This is a genomic window from Crocosphaera sp., assembly GCF_030064895.1.
Classification (GTDB): Bacteria; Cyanobacteriota; Cyanobacteriia; order Cyanobacteriales; family Microcystaceae; genus Crocosphaera.
On record NZ_JASJEB010000017.1, the window covers coordinates 45,951 to 64,828 of the forward strand.

Annotated in this window: 16 protein-coding genes; 10 read left to right on the plus strand and 6 right to left on the minus strand. The window is 37.5% G+C overall.

Annotation, left to right across the window (positions count from 1 at the left end; all coding sequences use genetic code 11):
* The first annotated feature begins 4 nt into the window (after positions 1–4).
* The 4 genes from QNJ66_RS06835 to QNJ66_RS06850 all read left to right on the plus strand — a co-directional run bounded on the left by QNJ66_RS06835 (position 5) and on the right by QNJ66_RS06850 (position 2,637).
* Positions 5–430 carry a DUF29 family protein gene (locus tag QNJ66_RS06835; protein WP_300504378.1) on the plus strand — a complete coding sequence of 142 codons (426 nt, stop codon included), beginning with the start codon at positions 5–7 and terminating at the stop codon, positions 428–430.
* A gap of 460 nt (positions 431–890) precedes the next feature.
* Positions 891–1,814 (plus strand): hypothetical protein, encoded by a 924-nt coding sequence (locus tag QNJ66_RS06840; RefSeq protein WP_300504380.1) that lies wholly within the window; start codon positions 891–893, stop codon positions 1,812–1,814.
* A gap of 142 nt (positions 1,815–1,956) precedes the next feature.
* Positions 1,957–2,388, plus strand: a complete 432-nt coding sequence (locus QNJ66_RS06845) for a DUF29 domain-containing protein (RefSeq protein WP_300504383.1) — start codon at positions 1,957–1,959, stop codon at positions 2,386–2,388.
* A 102-nt stretch (positions 2,389–2,490) separates the two neighbouring features.
* Positions 2,491–2,637 (plus strand): DUF29 family protein, encoded by a 147-nt coding sequence (locus tag QNJ66_RS06850; RefSeq protein ID WP_300504386.1) that lies wholly within the window; start codon positions 2,491–2,493, stop codon positions 2,635–2,637.
* 168 nt (positions 2,638–2,805) lie between these two features.
* Here the strand turns inward: QNJ66_RS06850 and QNJ66_RS06855 are convergent, their stop codons facing one another.
* The gene (locus QNJ66_RS06855; protein ID WP_300504389.1) at positions 2,806–3,228 is read right to left on the minus strand and encodes a Fur family transcriptional regulator; all 423 of its coding nucleotides are present in this window, start codon (positions 3,226–3,228) and stop codon (positions 2,806–2,808) included.
* Positions 3,229–3,410: 182 nt separating this feature from the next.
* On the opposite strand from QNJ66_RS06855, the gene QNJ66_RS06860 reads away from it, so the two are divergent.
* The 4 genes from QNJ66_RS06860 (at position 3,411) to QNJ66_RS06875 (ending at position 7,441) form a co-directional block, all read left to right on the plus strand.
* Positions 3,411–3,983, plus strand: a complete 573-nt coding sequence (locus tag QNJ66_RS06860) for a peroxiredoxin (protein WP_300504391.1) — start codon at positions 3,411–3,413, stop codon at positions 3,981–3,983.
* A 566-nt stretch (positions 3,984–4,549) separates the two neighbouring features.
* Positions 4,550–4,945, plus strand: a complete 396-nt coding sequence (locus tag QNJ66_RS06865) for a DUF3110 domain-containing protein (protein WP_300504394.1) — start codon at positions 4,550–4,552, stop codon at positions 4,943–4,945.
* 5 nt (positions 4,946–4,950) lie between these two features.
* Entirely contained in the window at positions 4,951–5,868 is a 918-nt protein-coding gene (gene murQ / locus QNJ66_RS06870; RefSeq protein ID WP_300504395.1) for an N-acetylmuramic acid 6-phosphate etherase, read from the plus strand.
* A 52-nt stretch (positions 5,869–5,920) separates the two neighbouring features.
* A complete protein-coding gene (locus QNJ66_RS06875) occupies positions 5,921–7,441 on the plus strand; it encodes a site-2 protease family protein (protein WP_300504398.1) in 1,521 nt (506 codons plus the stop codon).
* Positions 7,442–7,682: 241 nt separating this feature from the next.
* Here QNJ66_RS06875 and QNJ66_RS06880 read toward each other — a convergent pair whose 3' ends face one another.
* Entirely contained in the window at positions 7,683–8,507 is an 825-nt protein-coding gene (locus tag QNJ66_RS06880; protein ID WP_300504401.1) for a hypothetical protein, read from the minus strand.
* Between the two features lie 113 nt (positions 8,508–8,620).
* On the opposite strand from QNJ66_RS06880, the gene QNJ66_RS06885 reads away from it, so the two are divergent.
* Entirely contained in the window at positions 8,621–12,082 is a 3,462-nt protein-coding gene (locus QNJ66_RS06885; RefSeq protein WP_300504404.1) for an AAA-like domain-containing protein, read from the plus strand.
* An 87-nt stretch (positions 12,083–12,169) separates the two neighbouring features.
* Positions 12,170–13,045 (plus strand): ion channel, encoded by an 876-nt coding sequence (locus QNJ66_RS06890; RefSeq protein WP_300504407.1) that lies wholly within the window; start codon positions 12,170–12,172, stop codon positions 13,043–13,045.
* An 18-nt stretch (positions 13,046–13,063) separates the two neighbouring features.
* On the opposite strand, the gene QNJ66_RS06895 is transcribed toward QNJ66_RS06890, so the two are convergent.
* From QNJ66_RS06895 to QNJ66_RS06910, 4 genes are all read right to left on the minus strand, one after another.
* Entirely contained in the window at positions 13,064–13,480 is a 417-nt protein-coding gene (locus tag QNJ66_RS06895; RefSeq protein ID WP_300504410.1) for an STAS/SEC14 domain-containing protein, read from the minus strand.
* A gap of 65 nt (positions 13,481–13,545) precedes the next feature.
* Positions 13,546–14,829, minus strand: coding sequence for an ABC transporter substrate-binding protein (locus tag QNJ66_RS06900; RefSeq protein WP_300504413.1), 1,284 nt, complete (start codon positions 14,827–14,829; stop codon positions 13,546–13,548).
* Positions 14,830–14,944: 115 nt separating this feature from the next.
* Entirely contained in the window at positions 14,945–16,396 is a 1,452-nt protein-coding gene (locus QNJ66_RS06905; RefSeq protein WP_300504416.1) for a mechanosensitive ion channel family protein, read from the minus strand.
* A 39-nt stretch (positions 16,397–16,435) separates the two neighbouring features.
* Positions 16,436–18,679, minus strand: a complete 2,244-nt coding sequence (locus QNJ66_RS06910; RefSeq protein WP_300504419.1) for an adenylate/guanylate cyclase domain-containing protein — start codon at positions 18,677–18,679, stop codon at positions 16,436–16,438.
* Positions 18,680–18,878: the final 199 nt, after the last annotated feature.

Consider the following 18,878-nt stretch of genomic DNA (forward strand, 5'->3'; position numbering starts at 1 on the left):
AAGTATGTATGAAATCGAAGAATTAAGGAAAAAAATTGAAGCACAGGACTATATTGGTGCTTTGCAAATTATTGATGAAATAGATGAAATGTCAAAGGAAGATAAGCTTAATAAAATCTACAGCTATATGGTGATTCTTTTGCTTCATCTAATTAAACAACAGGCAGAACAAAGAACCACTAGCTCCTGGGATCGATCAATTTTTAACTCAATTGACAATATCAATCGTACTAATAAAAGAAGAAAGTCAGGGGGGCATTATGCCAATAGTGATGTCCTGAAAGAAATAATTGACGAAGCATATCCGCGAGCAATTAAAGAGGCTTCTTTTGAGGCATTTGAAGGAAAACTAACTGTCGATATGCTTGAAGAAAAGGTCGATCTCAATATGATTAAAAAGAAAGCTCTTTCACTTTTAGAATGTAATTGATTTTGAGATTCAGGATTAAAACAATTAGTGCGATTTGGGGTTTAGTTGTATTTTTACTACAATTATAGATATTCCGTACAATAAATAGTTGATCTGCATATCTTGGAGGTAATTAGTGAGTGAATTCATCGGTATCAAAAGCTTGCTTGGAGTTTATGGCTATAAATTCAAACAAGTTGTGCCTACTCCATTTGCTTTTGATACAGAAGAGCTTTTGGAAAAGGTCAAACTTAAACATAAGACACCCATTATATAGCAATAGACAGGCTAGTTAGGACACATAAATTATATTTTAAGGGAACAGGGAACAGGGAACAGGGAACAGAAAAATGTCCTAATAGCTTTGGCGACTGCTATATTTGAAGGAAGAGCGGATTTCCTAAGCTCTCTATTCGAGCCTATTGATACAGATAGATCAAATCTCGCTCGACAAGGCTTACTAAATGAGCTAAAGAGAGATATGCTTTTTTTTGACAAGATATATGTCTGTCCTGAAGAATATAGATCTGTCTTAAACTGGGGTGTAAGTGAACTTGAAGAGATCTATGAGCGTGGCTACTTCAAATTTTCAGAATCGGCTGCAACATTACACTCAGGTCCGCTAGCTGAGGCAACACGGAACACAGGTAGAGTGCTAATGCATTACTGGCCCTGTTTACATAGAGTTAGGAATAATGAGGAGAAATTTGTAAGTAATATAGAGGTCGATAGAGAAGAAGTTAAAAATTTATTTCATCGCCTTAAGCGTCTAGGTTTCAAGAAGGCATTGCAGGAATTTTCAGATTTTGGCCAATTCAATCATGATCTTCAGGCAAGGCGAGATGCTTTACTTTTAAACAAGAAATATGAGCTAGATGTTGTTCCAATTGTAAATTCAAATTTATCTTTCGATATTGCTAAATTCACATCAGTTGCACCTAAAAAACTACGTAAAGTTATAACTGCTAATGATAAACAGAATGTAGCTCACATAATTCTAGATAAGTTACCTCTACCAACAAACGATGTTTCAATCAGCCAAATCATGGACTTTAAAGAAGAGCCTGAAACACGAAGGCTATTTCTAGGAATGAAGAGATGGCTCCGAAAAACACTTGATTCTAAAACTAGCTTAGATGAATTAAATGAGGAAATTGAATATTTAACTTTGGAATACAAGCACTACATGAAGATTCACAACATGAAGACAACTACTGGCACCCTTGAAACTTTGGTAGTTACGTCTGCTGAAATTATTGAAAATTTAGCTAAATTAAATATTGGAAAAGCAGCTAAAAGTTTCTTCTCTGTACAGAATGAGCGTGTAGCCTTAGCGGAAGCAGAGATGAAGGCCCCTGGTAGAGAGATATCTTACCTCATATACGCAAATAATAAGTTTGGGTAAACAAAAATACAATTTGGAAGATATTATCAACGATTGATAAAATAAAGCTATCGCTTTCCTTAATTTGAGACAATAATAATCAACATGACTAGATCGCACAGTAAAATAAGACTAACAGCTAATTTTTAAAGTCTTAGGAACTATGTTAAAACATAACATTGATACAGAATATGATTCCTGGCTATTGGAACAAGCACAATTATTACGCGATCGCAATTTTCAACATTTAGACATCGATAATTTAGTTGAGGAGATAGAAGCATTGGTAAGAGGCGAAAAGTCATCGGTGGAGCAATTTGCTTACTTAATTATGCTTCATCTGTTACTAATTGAATACTGGTACGAAGAATCGGAGTGGAATCGCAATCATTGGGAGGCGGAAATAACAGGATTCAGACTACAGCTTAACAATAAATTAACCACTAATTTACGCAACCATCTCGCTCAACGTTTAGACTTTCTCTATAGTAAAGCATATCAAGCTGCGGTCAAAAAAACCAAAAGTAGTATCAATGGCGATCGCTTTCCTCAAGAACGAAAATACAGCTTGGAAGATATTATCAACGATGGATAAAATTGAGCGATCGCTTTTCTGAATTTGAGACAATAATAATCAAGATGACTAGAGCGCACAGTAAAATAAGACTAACAGCTAATTTTTAAAGTCTTAGGAACTATGTTAAGATATAATATTTATACAGAATATGATTCCTGGCTATTGGAGCAAGCACAATTATTGCGCGATCGCGATTTTCAACATTTAGACATCGATAATTTAGTTGAGGAGATAGAAATACTCGTTGGCAAAGAAAAGAAAATATAAGCAATATAGCAATCAGTAATCAGTTGTGAGAATTAACTTTGAGTACAAGGGAAAAGATAAACAAAAATTATATCTCATCAATCATTATTGTGATTGCTATATTTAACTGTCAAATAAATCATCATACCGATAATGTGTAGATAAAATCTGTGATTTATTTGGGGTAGTTCACACTTCTTTACAGCGATCGCAAACTCCCTCAACAATCACTTCATAACGTTCCGGGGTAATACCTGGACGTAACCCTTGTAAATCTAAGGGTTGAAAAGTCTCCCAAGGAATATCCTCAATCACTCCACAACAACGACAACGAAAGTGATGATGGGATTCTACGTTAGCATCATAGCGACATACCCCTGGCTCTAACAACACTTCTCTGATTAAACCCACCTCACGTAACGCTTGTAAGGCAGTGTAAACCGTTGCTTGCGAAGAAATTGGAACATTTTCATTGAGATCCTTTAAAATCTGTTCTGCCGTCGGATGATCGTTTCTCTGGAGTAAATTGGCGTAAACAGCGAAACGTTGCGGTGTAACTCTCAATTTCTTGGCTTTTAATGCGTTTACGATCTTATTAGCTTCTTTCTTCATGGTTTTAACTTGCTCTCGTTTTTGTGTTCCTATATTATAATTTAAGGTTTTTGAAATTATTTCATATCTTAAAATTGTTCAATAAACTGAGTATTTATTACTATTGACTTTTTCTTAAATAAGAATTATTCTGATATACGTCGGTAAAAACCAATACAAAATTCATTGTTAAGAGGTGAAGTATGGCTGTTGTTGAGACTGTACCCAGTGTTGTCTTTAAAACCCGTGTCCGTGATGAGTCTGTTGCCGGTCCCAACCCTTATCGTTGGCAAGATGTAACCACCGAAGAAATTTTCAAAGGGAAAAAAGTGATTGTTTTTTCCTTACCTGGTGCCTTTACTCCCACTTGTTCCTCTAACCACTTACCTCGCTACGAAGAGTTATACGAAGAATTCAAAGGTTTAGGAGTTGACCAAATCATTTGTGTGTCAGTGAATGATGCTTTTGTGATGTTCCAATGGGGTAAACAACAAGAAGCCAAAAACGTCTTCTTATTACCCGATGGAAACGGCGAATTCAGCCGTAAAATGGGTATGTTAGTAGAGAAATCTAACCTCGGTTTTGGTATGCGTTCTTGGCGTTACTCTATGTTAGTCAACGACTGCAAGATCGAGAAAATGTTTGTTGAAGCTGACTTCAGCGATAACTGTCCTACTGACCCCTTTGAAGTATCCGACGCTGACACCATGTTAGCTTACCTCAAAGGAACAGAGTCTGCCGGTGTTTCTGAACCCCGCAAAGCTTTTGTTGGTTAATTTTTAACAAATTGACAATCTTCCGTTATAATCACAAATTATAACGGAAGATTCTTTTTTTTACTCCTCTTAGCTAGCCGATATCACCTTGAATTCCCCCCTGATTAAGGGGGGTTAAAATTGTTGGTAATATTTTTAGCGGGGGACTTCTGCCAACATTCTGTTAAAAAACCATAAATCAGATATTCTAAGTAACAATGATCTTAATCTAACTGAGTTCGTTCACCAACCCTGCACTTTTAGGGTAGGGATTGCCTAGACCAATCTAAGTGACGTAAGAGGTGAATACCGCATTGAGACACAGCTTGGTACACACTTCCGAATGCTTCCCTAGTTCGGACCATCTGTAAACCTAATTGGTGAGGTGCTATTAGACAGGACATCTTAGTTGTGTTGCGGGAGGGGACTTTAAACGAGTTTGCGGGTCTCGGCCTTATAGGTTTTTCAAAACTCGCTTCCCGTAAGGGAACTGTAAAGCCGTCCTGGAAGCGGTCGGATGAGGCGGAATTTACTTCCGCATCTCAGACTGACCAAGAGAGGACGGGGTTTCAAACCCAAAATTTCTGATGAGTGAAATTTACGTACTACTCTTTAACGCCCGAACCGAAAACGAAGGCATTCATACGGTGCAAATGGGCGATCGCAATAAAATTTTGATGTTCGAGTCAGAGGACGATGCCACTCGCTATGCCTTACTACTCGAAGCACAAGACTTTCCCACCCCCACTGTTGAACGCTTTGACTCAGGGGAAATTGAGGAATTTTGTCGTCAAGCAGACTATGACTGGGAACTAATCGCTGCTGGTGAGTTAGCCATTCCTCCGGAGCAAAACGTCGAGGAGATAACCTGGGGAGAAGAAGAAGAAGAACCCCCAAAAGCGACAGAAAGCGAGCCAACAGACTCGGGAATGTCCTCAGAAGAATTAGAACAAATGCGTCGTAAATTAGAAGGCTTACTATAACCCCTATGGAAAATATACAACAACGAGGTCATCTGTTAACCGAACAGATCAACCCCAACTCCCAGAATTTAGATCAACTCAATACCGTTGAGTTGGTGACCCTCTTTAACAGCGAAGATGCTCGAACCCTAACAGCCATCGCTCAAGCAAAATTAGAACTGGCTCAGGCTATTGATGCTGCTAGTGCGGCTCTGAGTCGAGGGGGTCGTTTATTTTACGTTGGAGCAGGTACTAGCGGACGTTTAGGGGTGCTAGACGCTGCGGAATGTCCCCCCACCTTCTGCACCGATCCCGACATGGTACAGGGCATTATTGCTGGGGGTGCGGCTGCTTTAATCAGGAGTTCAGAAAATTTGGAAGATCGTCCCCAAGACGGGGCCGAAGCGATCGCCCAACGTAAAATTATAGAAAAGGATGTGGTAGTAGGTATCAGTGCAGGAGGCACCACACCCTATGTTCATGGGGCTTTAAACGCAGCTAAACAGAGAGGTGCAACCACTATCGCCATTAGTTGTGTTCCAGCCGAACAAGTCCCCATAATCGTAGATATTGATATTCGCTTGTTAACTGGTCCGGAAATTTTAGCCGGTTCAACTCGTCTCAAAGCGGGAACGGTGACCAAAATGGCTTTAAATATCCTTTCAACGGGGGTGATGGTCAAATTAGGCAAAGTTTATGGCAACCGCATGATCGACGTTTCTGTGACCAATAGCAAGCTTTATGACCGTGCTTTGCGTATTCTAGAAGAATTGACGGAGTTAAGCCGTCCAGAAGCAGCAGAGTTACTCGATCGCAGTGGTAAACGGGTTAAACTCGCTCTATTAATGCACTGGACAGGACTTGAGCCTGAAGCCGGGCAGTTATTATTAGATAAGCATCATGGTAATCTTCGCACTGCCCTTGAAAGCAACAAAAACCCGTAGAGACGTTTCATGAAACGTCTCTACAAAACTGGCAATTATTGTTTATAAAACTATGTTAAATACACCAGAAACTACAACCATTTTAGTCATTATTTTAGTTGCCTTTGGCTTGTTAGCCTGGGGTTATAATCGTGCTAAAGGATACGGTAAATTAGGTAAATTAGCCTGGCTACAATCTGTTAGTTTGATGGCACCTTGGCTAGTCTTTTTTGGTCTATTTGCTGTAGGAATTTATCTTAATATTGTTGGCATTTTATTTTTATTGCTCGCCTCAATCATTCTCTATATCTATTTAGGTAAAAAGCTGAGAACCGAGGGACAAGACGTTATGTTACGGGAAAAAGCAGCAAAAAGAATTGAAGAGGAAGAAGCGAAAAAAGCTGAAAACAAAACTCCTTCTTTGAACACCGGTTTTGATGATAATTCTAAGGACAAAAATATGAGTGATATAATACCTGTTCCTGATGAAGATTTACTGTTGATTAAAGGAATTTTTAGTATTGATACTTTCTTTGCAACTGAAACTATTTCTTATCAAGAAGGAGCTATTTTTAAAGGTAATTTAAGAGGAGAAACTGAGGAATCTTATCAGAAACTTTCTGATAAACTTAAGGCTACTTTTGGTGAGAAATATCGTCTATTTTTAGTGGAAGGATCTGAGGGAAAACCAGTGGTTATTATTCTTCCTAGTAGTGATGATCCTCAACCCACCACCCTAGTTCAAAAAAATCTGGCCTTAGTGTTGTTTGTAGCAACATTATTTACAACGTTGGAAGCAGCTAGTATTTTGTTAGGCTTTGATTTAATTAATAATTGGAATCGCTATCTAGACACTTTACCTATTGGTTTAGCTTTGTGGGGAATATTTATTTCTCATGAAATAGGACATAGAATAGTGGCTAAACGATACAATATTAAAATGAGTGTGCCATTTTTCCTCCCTACTTGGCAAATTGGTTCTTTTGGTGCAATTACTCGGTTTGAATCTTTAATCCCTACTCGAAATGCTTTATTTGATGTTGCTTTAGCTGGGCCTGCTTGTGGGGGAATTTTATCATTAATTTTACTAATGAGCGGTTTAGTTTTATCCCATGAGGGCAGTCTTTTTCAAGTTCCTACACAGTTTTTCCAAAGCTCAATTTTAGTAGGAAGTTTGGCTAAAGTTGTGTTAGGAGAACAGTTACAAAATGCTATTGTTGATGTTCATCCTTTAACCGTTGTTGGTTGGTTAGGATTAGTAGTTACAGCCTTAAATTTAATGCCAGCAGGACAATTAGATGGTGGAAGAATTATTCAAGCTATTTATGGCAGGAAAACCGCCAGAAGAACTACAATTGTTACTCTAGTAATTTTAGGAATTGTTACTATATTTAGTCCTGCTAACCCTATTCCTTTATACTGGGCCGTGGTTATTTTATTCTTACAAAGAGACTTAGAAAGACCCAGTCTTAACGAATTAACTGAACCCGATGATACTCGCGCAGGATGGGGTTTATTAGCTCTATTTTTAATGTTAGCAACCCTAATTCCTTTAAGTCCAGCATTAGCAGGAAGATTAGGTATAGGTGGTTGAATGATGTCAGAAGTGTAACTTATAGTTGACGATTCTAACAAGCAACTAAAATTAAGATGAAATCAGAGGTAGGAATCAATGATAATAACTTATCTCGAATCTACTATATTAATTGCTGCTGCTAGAGGGACTACATCTTTGATGATTATTTTGTATAGCAGTCGAACTAAAGGTTAAGACGTTTCCCCTTTTACTGTATAGTAGTTCCCTGTTGCTTTCATCTCAAATATGATGTCTTAATCTATGCTTCCACTGCTATATTCCAACCTAGTTGTTTAACTATACTGTCAATTTTCTTAGGATCAACTCCATAGGTTCGTAAACGTCTCACAGAGCTTCCCTTACCATATTTTGCCACATCAACAAATACCTCTTCATTTGTAATTTTTTTACGAAAGGTTTTATTAGATGAAAGTTTTGTAAGAGATTTTGTCATACATGGTGATAAAGATTGAACTTTCTCAAAGACTTTATCATCAACTGAAATATCTTCAGATATAGGTTCTGGAAGTGCATCAGTTGGTAACTCGTTAAAAAAATCAGACAGTGGTTCAGGATTCAAGCGTCTTAAAGTTGCAAAGAATATCTTAGTAGAAATATAATTTTCACCTTTTCTTTGCGCTTGTACTGCGGCTAAAGCAAGTGCATCTTGTAAAGATGGATCGAGTTTATCCCAAATTGACTTTAACAATGAATTACCAGGATTAATATATATAGTAATATTTAATTTTAATGCTTTAATATCTTCTAATTTAATTCCGATTTCCTCTAGTTCTGCCTCTGATAAAGTTTGAATATGATCTATTAGTATTTTAGCTTGTTCTAAAATCTCCAGCTTCTGATCAGCCTTAACTTCACTCCAATATTTAATAAGATTTTCTCGACCTTTCTCGGAATTAAGATTTTCTTCTATAGGCTTAGGCTGAATATTTAGATTTTGATAACGACGTTTGATAATTGCTTTTAAGCCTTCATAGCTATCATTTACAGCCTTTCCAGCAACAGATTGCAAGCCACTAGCAGCGCCTAATGCTAAAACAGTGACAATAGTAGTAATAGGTTCCATTTATCAAGAATTTAAATTTAAGAGTCTGTGAAGCACAGTATAACATGGAAAAAAGAAACTTTTTGTTAATTAAAATAAACTATAATCAAGATAAATGGTTGGTTTTAAAGTAGATGAATACTGATGTAAATCAAAGTGATTTTTTATACGAATATCAAGTAGGAGGAAGTCTCAGAATTAATGCACCAAGTTATGTGGTACGTCACGGGGACAGTCAACTTTATCAAGCTTTGTTAAAAGGTGATTTTTGTTATGTTCTCAATACTCGTCAAATGGGAAAATCTAGTCTTAGGGTTCGTATTAAAAACCGTTTACAAAAAGAAGGTTATCGTTGCGCTTCTTTAGATTTAACCAGTATTGGCAGTGAAACCACAACTCCTATACAATGGTATAAAGGCGTAATCTGGGAATTATGGCGCGGTTTTAATCTTATTGGTAAAGTTAATTTAAAAGCTTGGTGGAGCGAGCAAACAGATTTTTCACCCATACAACGTCTAGACCATTTTATACAAGATATTCTCCTCGAGTCAATCCCCTCTCAACCCATTGTCATTTTTATAGATGAAATTGATAGTGTTTTGGGATTACCCTTTGCAGTGGACGATTTGTGGGCATTAATTCGCTTTTGTTACAATGAAAGGGCAGAAAATGACGAATATAACCGTCTAACCTTTGCTTTATTCGGTGTCGTTACCCCTTCCGAATTAATCCAAAGTAAAGATCGCACCCCCTTTAATATTGGCACAGCGATCGAATTGAGAGGGTTTCAACCCCATGAAATTAAGCCTCTGATTGGGGGTTTAAAGGGGTCATTAACCTATCCACAGCAAATTTTGGATGAAATTATCTATTGGACGGGAGGACAGCCGTTTCTAACGCAAAAACTCTGTCATAAGGTGATTGCAGAAACTTCTCCCTCCTTAACCCCGGAAACCGTACCCCAATGGATAGAAAGATTAGTGCGATCGCAAATTATTGATCATTGGGAAACTCAAGACGAACCGGAACACTTACGCACTATTCGCAACCGTATCCTACGGGATGAAGGGAATATAGGAAGTATTTTAAGCTGCTATCTGGAAATTTTACAACAGGGACAAATTCCTTTAGATAATAGTTTAGAACAACGGGAATTATTATTATCAGGAATCGTAGAAAAACGGGGATCTTGTTTACGAGTCCGCAACCCAATTTATGAAATGGTGTTTAATAAAAGTTGGGTTAATGAACAATTAGATCGTCTTCGTCCCTACAGTTCCCTGTTGAAAGTATGGGTTAAATCTAACTATAAAGATCAGTCTCAACTATTACGAGGAACAGGTTTATTAGAGGCACAAAAATGGGCGAAAAATCATCGTTTAAGTGACCTTGATTATCAATTTTTAGCAGCTTCTGAAACCTGCGATCACCGTGAAACTCAACAAAAATTAGAAGCAGAAAAATTAAAAGAAACTCAAAAGAGAGTAAAAGCACAAAAAAGATTAATTGCAGTAATTAGTTTTGCTTTGTTGGTGTCCTGTGGTTTAATTTGGGTAGCTATGAATCAATATCGTCAAGCAACTTTAAATGAGATTCAAGCGATCGCCCGTTCTTCTCAAGGATATTTAGTCTCGCAACAGGGTTTAAACTCATTGATAGCAGCGATCAAAGCAAAACGAAAGTTACAACGCTTAAAAATTAATGATCGAGAAACTCAACAAGAGGTAGAAATAGCGTTAGGAAAAGCGGTTTATGGTGCATTAGAATTCAATCGTTTTATAGGTCATAAAGATGGGGTTTGGGGAGTTGATATCAGTCAAGATGGGGAAACTTTAGTAACAGCAAGTTGGGATCATACTCTAAAATTATGGCAACGGAACGGAAAATTATTAAAAACACTCTCAGGTCATACAAACCGTGTTTATAAAGTTAAATTTAGTCATAATAATCAACTAATTTCTTCTGCAAGTATCGATCGCACTATTAAAATTTGGACAGTTGACGGTCAACTTTTGCATACCCTTGTCACCGATGAACAAGTTTATGACGTTACCTTTAGTCCCGATGATAAAACCCTGATCGCAGCAACAGGAAATCATCTCCAAGTTTGGACAGTAGAAGGAGAATTTGTCAAAAAAATAGAAGGACATACAGCACAAGTTTATGATGTAGAATTTAGTCATAATGGTCAATTTTTACTCTCCAGTAGCAAAGATAAAACTATCAAACTATGGAACAAAAACGGCCAACTCCTAAAAACTTTTACGGGTCATAATAATACTGTCTGGGAAGTAGAATGGGGTGAAGATGATAGTTATTTTCTCTCTGGTAGTGAAGTAGGAAATATTAAACAATGGAACCTAGACGGCAATCTGGTTAAGACCATTCCTGCTCATTCTAGCGCAGTTATGGATATAGAATTTGTGCCTCAAAGAAAAGCCTTTTTTTCCACAGGAGAAGATCAAACTATTAAATTATGGTCTATTGAAGGGGAATTAATCGATACATTTAAAGGCCATGAAGACGGTATCTTAGATTTAGCGATCGACCCCAATCAAAAATTTTGGGTGTCTGCAAGTTGGGATAAAACTGTTAAACTCTGGAAACCAAATAAACCCCTTTGGATCGATTTTTTGGAACATAAAGCAGAAATTCGCGGTATTGCTTTTAGTCCCGATCAAACCCACATTGTCACAGCTAGTCGAGATCATACACTAAAATTATGGAACCCTGAAAAAAAATCAATTATTCCCCTAAAAAATCACACCGATGGGGTATCAACGGTGGTTTATAGTCCCAATGGACAGTTTTTTGCCTCAGGAAGTCGCGATGAAACGGTCAGGTTATGGAGTAGTCAAGGGGAGAATTTTCGCACGTTACAGGGTCATACTGATTGGGTTTTAACTGTTGCTATTAGTCCTGATAGTCAATTAATTGCTTCGGGAAGTTTGGATAAAACTATTAAATTATGGCATCGGGATGATACATCAATTAAAACTAAAACTATTACAGGACATTCTCGGGGGGTTTTAGACATCGCTTTTAGTCCTGATGGTCAATATTTGGTTTCTGGGAGTAGCGATAGAACCCTGAAAATTTGGCGACTGGATGGTAGTTTGGTGAGAACCCTTAAGGGACATCAAGCACCGGTGAGAAGTGTTGCTATTAGTCCCGATGGCAGTAAAATTGTCTCAGGAAGTCGAGATAACACGGTAAAAGTCTGGAGTTGGGAAGGAGAGTTATTACATACCTTAGACCAACATCAAGAAAGGGTTTGGTCTGTTGCTTTTAGTCCCAATGGTGAGATGATAGCATCGGGAAGTGATGACGGGACGGTAAGATTTTGGGATCTTGATGGCCAATTAATTAAAACTTTATACGGTTATAGTAGTATGATTCGTTCTCTTGCTTTTAGTCCTGATGGTCAACAAATAGCGGTAGGGAGTCGGGAAAATAGGCTTATTTTATGGGATTTAAAGGAAGTTTTAGCCCTCGATGAATTGCGTTATGGATGTGCTTGGATTAAAGATTATTTAAAATTTAATGCTACTCTATCAGAAAGCGATCGCCGTATTTGTGATGGAATTAATCAATAAATAAAGTAGTAAAATGGGAACAATTTTTACTCTCTTATCAATAGATAATTGATGATTAATTAATTCCCTTATCCATTAATTTTTTTTATGCGTCTTTCCAAAAGTTTAATTAAGTCTTTTAATTCCCTAACAAAACTCAACCCCATAACTTTCTTACATCCGAAAAACTACGATCTCTATCATTGGTTATTAGCCCTTCGTTGGCGATATTTTTTAATCTTAATTAGTTTGTTTTATTTTAGCATTAACAGTTTGTTTGCCTTAGCTTATATGACGGCTGAAGATGGTATTGCTAATGCAGAACAGGGATCATTTAAAGATGCTTTCTTTTTTAGTATTCAAACTTTATCAACGGTTGGATATGGTTCCATGTATCCTCAAACTTTATATGCTCAAATTTTAGTGACAATTGAAATATGGCTCGGGTTATTATTATTAACTATTTTAACAGGATTAATGTTTGCCCGTTTTTCTCGTCCAACTGCAAAAGTTATTTTTAGTAATGTAGCAGTTATTTGTCCTTATAACGGGATTCCAACCCTAATGATTCGCACAGCTAACCGGCGAGATAATCGCATTTTAGAAGCGCAAATAAGACTCTGTTTTATTCTCAATGAAGTGAGCGAAGAAGGATATAAATTAAGACGTTTTTATGACTTAGAATTATTGCGATCGCAAACCCCTGTATTTGACTTAAGCTGGTTAGTTATGCACCCCATAGATCACAATAGTCCACTGTATGGAGAAACCCTGGAGTCTTTAGCTGAAAAAGACGGAGAAATAGGGGTAATGTTAACCGGTCTTGATGAAACTTTCTCCCAAACAATTCATGCTCGTCATGTTTATTCCCTGGTCAATATTTTACCTAATCGGCGATTTGTAGATATTTTTGCCCGTAATGCTCAAGGTCAAACCTATGTTAATTTAACTCATTTTCATGATGTTGTTTCTATCAATAATTAATAATTATTAGGTGTTCATTCAAGCTTTTAACCAAGCGATTGCTTCTGCTTTTTGAGCATGGGTAAAATGTTTAACTTGGATACTAGGGAATAATGGATCTGCGATTTCTATCCATTTTTCTATCCATTTTTTTTCAGTGACAACTGCTTTTTTACTAAATCGTTTAAAGTTGGGAAGAGCAAATTTTAACTCCGCTATCAGTGCATCTAAAGTAATTCCTCCAAAGGTATCAACTTCCACATAAATACTCACTTGCCCAGACTGCAAGAATTTTGTCTCAATTGCTTTAATTACTTCGTTGATATCTGATTTATCTAATTTTCCTGATACCGTAATAGCGATCGCATTTTCAATTTCAATAGGTAGGAGTTTAAGCATAATTATGTATTCCCCTAATTGTTCAATATTTTCAACTGCACCACCTTTATTATACATTTATTATTTTCTACTTTTTTCGATAAGAAAAAAGTGTCTCGTATTAGTGAATGAATTATAGCCAATTATCTTATATCTAACTCAGGTTGTAGAGGTTCAACTTGATCAATAACCGCTAATGTTCCATCTTCTTTAACTTGCCAAACCCGATAGGGACTGATCACATCTCCATATTCATCCATATCAACTGCACCACTAACACCCTGATAATTTATCTCCTTTCCTTCACGAAGAAGTTTAAGAGCTTGACAAGGATCCCTCACCTCAACTCCTGGAGCATTAGAAACTTGCCGAATTTGACCCTTGATCCCTGTCCCTGTATTGGTTTGTGAAGCCTGCGCCGCTAACATTAACAAGACCGTAGCATCCCAAGTATGGGGAAAATAGGTCGAAACATCTGCTGTTCCCAGTTTTTCTTGCCATTTGGCTGTTATGTCAGACTCCTCCAGCTTACTCCCAGGAACAGTACCTAATGCACCTGCTAAGATCCAATCTCCTTCCTCATTTTTTCCTACTTGTTTAATAAATTTTTGAGAATAAACTGCATCCGTCAACAGGAGTTGAGCTTTCTTTCCAAAGTTCTGTCCATTGCTCGATTGAAGGATCAGTTTTCCTTCTTCAGTAGAAAAAATGCCGACGATCGCCTGAGCGTTTTTAGCTAAAATGGCAGTGGTTTCTTGGTCAAAATTTTGACCTTGGGCTGCATAACGGATGGGGTTTTGGTCGTCTAATACTCTGCCACCCAATTTATCAAAGATATTGACTAATTGTCGTTCAAAACCAATGCCATAATTATTACTAACGGCAATAGTGGCCAGTGTTTTAATACCTCTTTGACGAGCCACAGAAGCCAAAGCCTTGGCTTGATGGATATCTGAAGGAACGGTTCTTGCCCAAAATCCTCGAAAATCACCCCTTCCTGCCCGATTTGTAAACATTGGGCTGGTACTAGAGGGAGAAATTAACATCACTCGATTGCGAACGGCCACATCAATAACAATGTTAGACACACCACTAAATCTTGCTCCTACCACACCTGCCACTCGATCTTCTTCAGCTAACTTGGTGATGGCGATTGCTCCTTGGACAGCTTCTCCTTGACTATCTTCTTGAATTAGGGTGACTGGTTTACCATTGACTCCCCCACAAGCGTTCACTTCCTCAACAGCTAAAGCGGCAGCTTTAGAAAGGTCTAGACCACTGATAATATTTCCGCTCTTTGGTAAGACAGTACCGAGTTTTAACCCTTCTTGCACACTGGAATGAGGAGGAGGTGAAGAGGTGCAACTGGTGAGCAAACTAAGGCTAAAACAGGTAAGGACGAGACTTAGGATTCGGATTTGAAACATTGTTTTAGGTGTTCGGTTCTAATACCATTTTCGTTAACTGAGACTACATAAATTTATCTTGTAGGGGTCAACGGCCGTTGACCCCTACCCAAATGTGTAGCTTAATAATTTAAAATTATGCTGCTAAGTCCTTTGCAGAAATTTGTTGCTGTCGCAATTCCATCATTTCTCCCATCATATTAGAGAGATAGGGGAATTGGTGCATAATATCTTTCAGTTTTTCATTACTAATTACTAAAAGTTCTACATCGTTGATTGCACTAACCGTTGCATCAGATACTTGTCCAGAGATTAAAATAGCTTGGATACCAAAAATATCCCCTCGATAGAGAGTATCAATGATACGAACTTTATCTGATTCACCATTCTCATTATCGAAAATTGATAGAGTGGCACAACCTTCTAAGATGACAAATAAACCCCTTAAAGGAGCATTCACTTTAACAATAATTTCTCCTATAGCATAGTCTTCAACAGTGGCTGCTCGAGAAATTTCTTTTAAAGTATCAATAGGAATCGTTTCCCATCCTGGAATTTGTTGCAAAACTTGAACCGCCTTATCCTGAATATCAGACAATTTAGGGGCGGTGGATTCAAATCTAGCAAGAGTTTGAATCGGATAAGGAATAGTTAATCCTTCCCGTTTACTAGCGTACCAAATACGATTTTTAAAAATACGAGCATTATTTAAGGCAGCAGGAAAATTAACGCCATATAGACGAATAAGATAATTAATCCCAGAATCACCATAGGTTGTAATAGTAATAAAAGGAGGCGGATCATTTAAAACCCCATCAATTTCTAAAGCCGTTTCTCGCAGCACTTGAATGACTTTGTGTGGAGGATCATCATAAGAGTAACCTAACTCAACGCTTTTGCCATAAGCAGCTTCAGGACGATTAAAATTAATAAAACTCCCTTTAGCTAATTGACCATTAGGAATTACAACTAAACTTTTCTCAATAGTTGCTAAATGAACCGATCGCCAAGTAATTTCCACCACCTGACCTTGATAACCATCAACTTCAATCCAATCACCAATTTGAACGGGTTGTTCAAATAAAAGTGTTACCCCAGAGAAAACATTTCCTACACTATCTTGGAGGGCTAAACCAATCACTAATGATCCTACCCCTAAAGCGGTAATTAAGCCCCCTAAATCTGCCCCCCAAACCCTAGATAAAACAAAAGCTGATCCCATTAAAACCACAAAGGTACGAATTAAATCCAATAATAATTTAGGAATATTAGCTTGCCATGTTCCTTCTTTAGCAGCGACAACAACATATTGATTCACTAGACTAATTCCCCAATAAATTAGGGAAATCAAAAAACAGGTTTCACTCAATTTAGCCCAAAGATTATCAGTTGGTAAAGCAACTACCACCGATAATAAAAAATAGACTCCCCAAGCGGGAATGACTAAATTACGCAAGATGCTAACTAATTGGGTAAAGGGACTATTACGCCGTTCTAAAATGAAAACTATTTCTCCTAAACCTACCATTAAGAGGGGAAAACCAAAGGTTAGGAATAAAGTAGGGGTCAGCCAACTAGCATTAATCATGTTAATTAGAATTTAGAATAAGAAAATATGCAAATTAAATTAATCATCAGAGTCATCATCAGAGTCATTCTCAGTTTCATTCTCATGATCCCAAGTGTAATTAACAACCTCTGTTATCTGCCTTGAGGGTTTAACTTTTGTGGTAAAATTATCAGGAATTTCTACACTCCATATAGGAATTTCACCAATTCCTTTGACACTAATAGGTTTAAGAGAAACAAAGGAATAGGTTTTTTGCAAAGCTAAAAAGACAGGTTCGGTTACTTGAATCAGGTTTCGTTCTGGAGAAGAATGAATCCCATGAACAATTTGCATGGTACAGCCCCAAATCTCATAAATAAATTTAGTTTTGCCGATAATACCACCGACAACTTCCCCCGAATGAATGCCAATGTCTAAGGTGAGATCGGTGAGGTCTGTAAGATTGGTAAGATTGGCTTGACGATACCGTTCAATGGTTTTGAACATGGCAATAGAAAAGTCAACCGCTTGTTTAGCATGATCGATGCGTGGGTTAGATAACCCTGAAACTGCAACGTAGGAGGTGCCAACGGTTTTCAGTTTATCAATTCCATAAGTTTCAGCCATTTCGTCAAACGCTCCAATCAGTTGATTAAGCAGTTTAACAGAGGCTTGTGGGGTAAATCTTGAGCATAAACTAGGGAATCCTCCAATATCAGCATAAATAATCGTGACATCTGTATAATTATCGGCAAAGTCCCTTTCTCCCCGTTGCATCCGTTCCACGGCGATGGGGGGTAATACATTGAGTAAAAGTTTTTCGTTTTCTGCCAGTTGTTTTTGCAGACAGATGTCTTTTTCGTATAGTTTCTGGGACATCAGGTTAAAAGATTGACCTAATTTTCCTAATTCATCCTTTGAAGTAATACACACCTGTACATTTGTGTCCCCCTCGGCAATACTGCAAGTTCCGCTAAGTAAACGGGCAATGGGACGGGTAAACAGTCCCGAAATCCAATTTGATAGCAAAGCAACTGTGGGTAAGAGAATAGCCGCAGTAATTAACAAGCGACGGGCAAAGTGATTAATGGGGGCAAAGGCTTCTGCTTCGTCCATTACCGTCATCAATGCCCAGTTAAAGGGGCCTAGCTGCACTGGTTGATAGGAGACGAGAATTGGCTTTTTGCTTAAATCTTGGGAACGTTCTGTGCCTTCTTTGCCGTTTAAGGCTTTTTCCACCAGAGGATGTTCCATTGTTTGAAATAAAATTGGGGTGCGAGAATGACGAATTTTGGCGATCGTATCCTCCATTACACCAATATCGTGCAAAGATTCTAGGTATTGTTCAGGATTTTCAATAAATTCACGGGGTTCTGACCTTAAAGTATAATCCCGTCCCACTAATATGCTTTCTCCTGTTTCCTGTAAACCCACTTCACGCCATTTACCATCAACGGTCATATTTTGATTAATGCGATCGATGGAAATTTGAAATACCAATGATCCTAGAAATCGAGTCCCATCAAAAATAGTGGTGGCAATAAAGGCCGCGGGGCGATCATAAGAGGGTCGATAGGTTTCAAAGTCAACTGCGGTGGTAAAGTTAGGATCTCTTGATTTTAAAACCTGTTTGAAGGCATTCCCTAAGTTGGTATAGGCATAGATACCATTTCTCAAATTAGTGGAAAAATCTAATTCTTTAGAGACATTATAGATAACATTACCTGTTTCCCCATCAATAAGAAAAATATCATAATAGTCAAATAACTGAATAATTCGTTTAAATTTAGGATTATAAAGGGCGTGAGCTTTACTATAATCGCTGCCATCCCCTGGATTATTCAGTTGATATTTAGAGCCAAGGGGAAAGGGGTTATCAGCAATAAACTCATATTGTAAATAACGCCCAGCATTACTTTGGGGAAGATAAGTATCTACAAGGGGTTTTACTTCATTGGTATTGCCCAACCGAGGAAATACCTCATCTTTGTAAAATTCCCTAAGTTTTTTTAGCTGTGGGGCAGTTAAGCTTTGCTCATTCAATTTTTCAAAGGCTGGTTTAAAGGCAAGAAAAGCATCCACTACAATAGGAGATTCACTCAGAGAAAGAACTTCCTGTTGTATTCGGTCATAATAAGCTTCAATGGAATCAGCTTGTCTTACTCTAAGAGCAGTTAAACCTTCGTAGATACTGGAATTGATTGCTTTACGGGCTGAGGTATAACCAATATATCCTGTAACAAGTATAGACAGTAAACAAACAAGTATAAGAACAATTTGTAGTTTAGAGCGAATACTGATTTTCTTAAACAAATCAATCATAAGCTAAGAAAAGAATTATAAAGATATAAGTATACAACAAAAAATTAGATCAGGGTTGCAAAGTTAGCCATAGACAGTGTTTGATGGAAAACTACTACTTTTTCATTTTATTGTAGATTGTTTTTTGGATTATGGAGAGTAAATCGAAGAAACAGATTATTTGGGGTTATAAATTCGAGAATCTTTTGATTTATAGCGC

Excerpts from the sequence above, each read along its gene's own strand:
- QNJ66_RS06890 (WP_300504407.1), top strand. The coding sequence starts at position 12,170 with ATGCGTCTTTCCAAAAGTTTAATTAAGTCTTTTAATTCCCTAACAAAA.
- QNJ66_RS06875 (WP_300504398.1), top strand. The coding sequence starts at position 5,921 with ATGTTAAATACACCAGAAACTACAACCATTTTAGTCATTATTTTAGTT.
- QNJ66_RS06860 (WP_300504391.1), top strand. The coding sequence starts at position 3,411 with ATGGCTGTTGTTGAGACTGTACCCAGTGTTGTCTTTAAAACCCGTGTC.
- QNJ66_RS06850 (WP_300504386.1), top strand. The coding sequence starts at position 2,491 with ATGTTAAGATATAATATTTATACAGAATATGATTCCTGGCTATTGGAG.
- QNJ66_RS06895 (WP_300504410.1), bottom strand. The coding sequence starts at position 13,480 with ATGTATAATAAAGGTGGTGCAGTTGAAAATATTGAACAATTAGGGGAA.
- murQ (WP_300504395.1), top strand. The coding sequence starts at position 4,951 with ATGGAAAATATACAACAACGAGGTCATCTGTTAACCGAACAGATCAAC.
- QNJ66_RS06885 (WP_300504404.1), top strand. The coding sequence starts at position 8,621 with ATGAATACTGATGTAAATCAAAGTGATTTTTTATACGAATATCAAGTA.
- QNJ66_RS06880 (WP_300504401.1), bottom strand. The coding sequence starts at position 8,507 with ATGGAACCTATTACTACTATTGTCACTGTTTTAGCATTAGGCGCTGCT.
- QNJ66_RS06845 (WP_300504383.1), top strand. The coding sequence starts at position 1,957 with ATGTTAAAACATAACATTGATACAGAATATGATTCCTGGCTATTGGAA.
- QNJ66_RS06835 (WP_300504378.1), top strand. The coding sequence starts at position 5 with ATGTATGAAATCGAAGAATTAAGGAAAAAAATTGAAGCACAGGACTAT.
- QNJ66_RS06905 (WP_300504416.1), bottom strand. The coding sequence starts at position 16,396 with ATGATTAATGCTAGTTGGCTGACCCCTACTTTATTCCTAACCTTTGGT.
- QNJ66_RS06865 (WP_300504394.1), top strand. The coding sequence starts at position 4,550 with ATGAGTGAAATTTACGTACTACTCTTTAACGCCCGAACCGAAAACGAA.
- QNJ66_RS06910 (WP_300504419.1), bottom strand. The coding sequence starts at position 18,679 with ATGATTGATTTGTTTAAGAAAATCAGTATTCGCTCTAAACTACAAATT.
- QNJ66_RS06900 (WP_300504413.1), bottom strand. The coding sequence starts at position 14,829 with ATGTTTCAAATCCGAATCCTAAGTCTCGTCCTTACCTGTTTTAGCCTT.
- QNJ66_RS06855 (WP_300504389.1), bottom strand. The coding sequence starts at position 3,228 with ATGAAGAAAGAAGCTAATAAGATCGTAAACGCATTAAAAGCCAAGAAA.
- QNJ66_RS06840 (WP_300504380.1), top strand. The coding sequence starts at position 891 with ATGCTTTTTTTTGACAAGATATATGTCTGTCCTGAAGAATATAGATCT.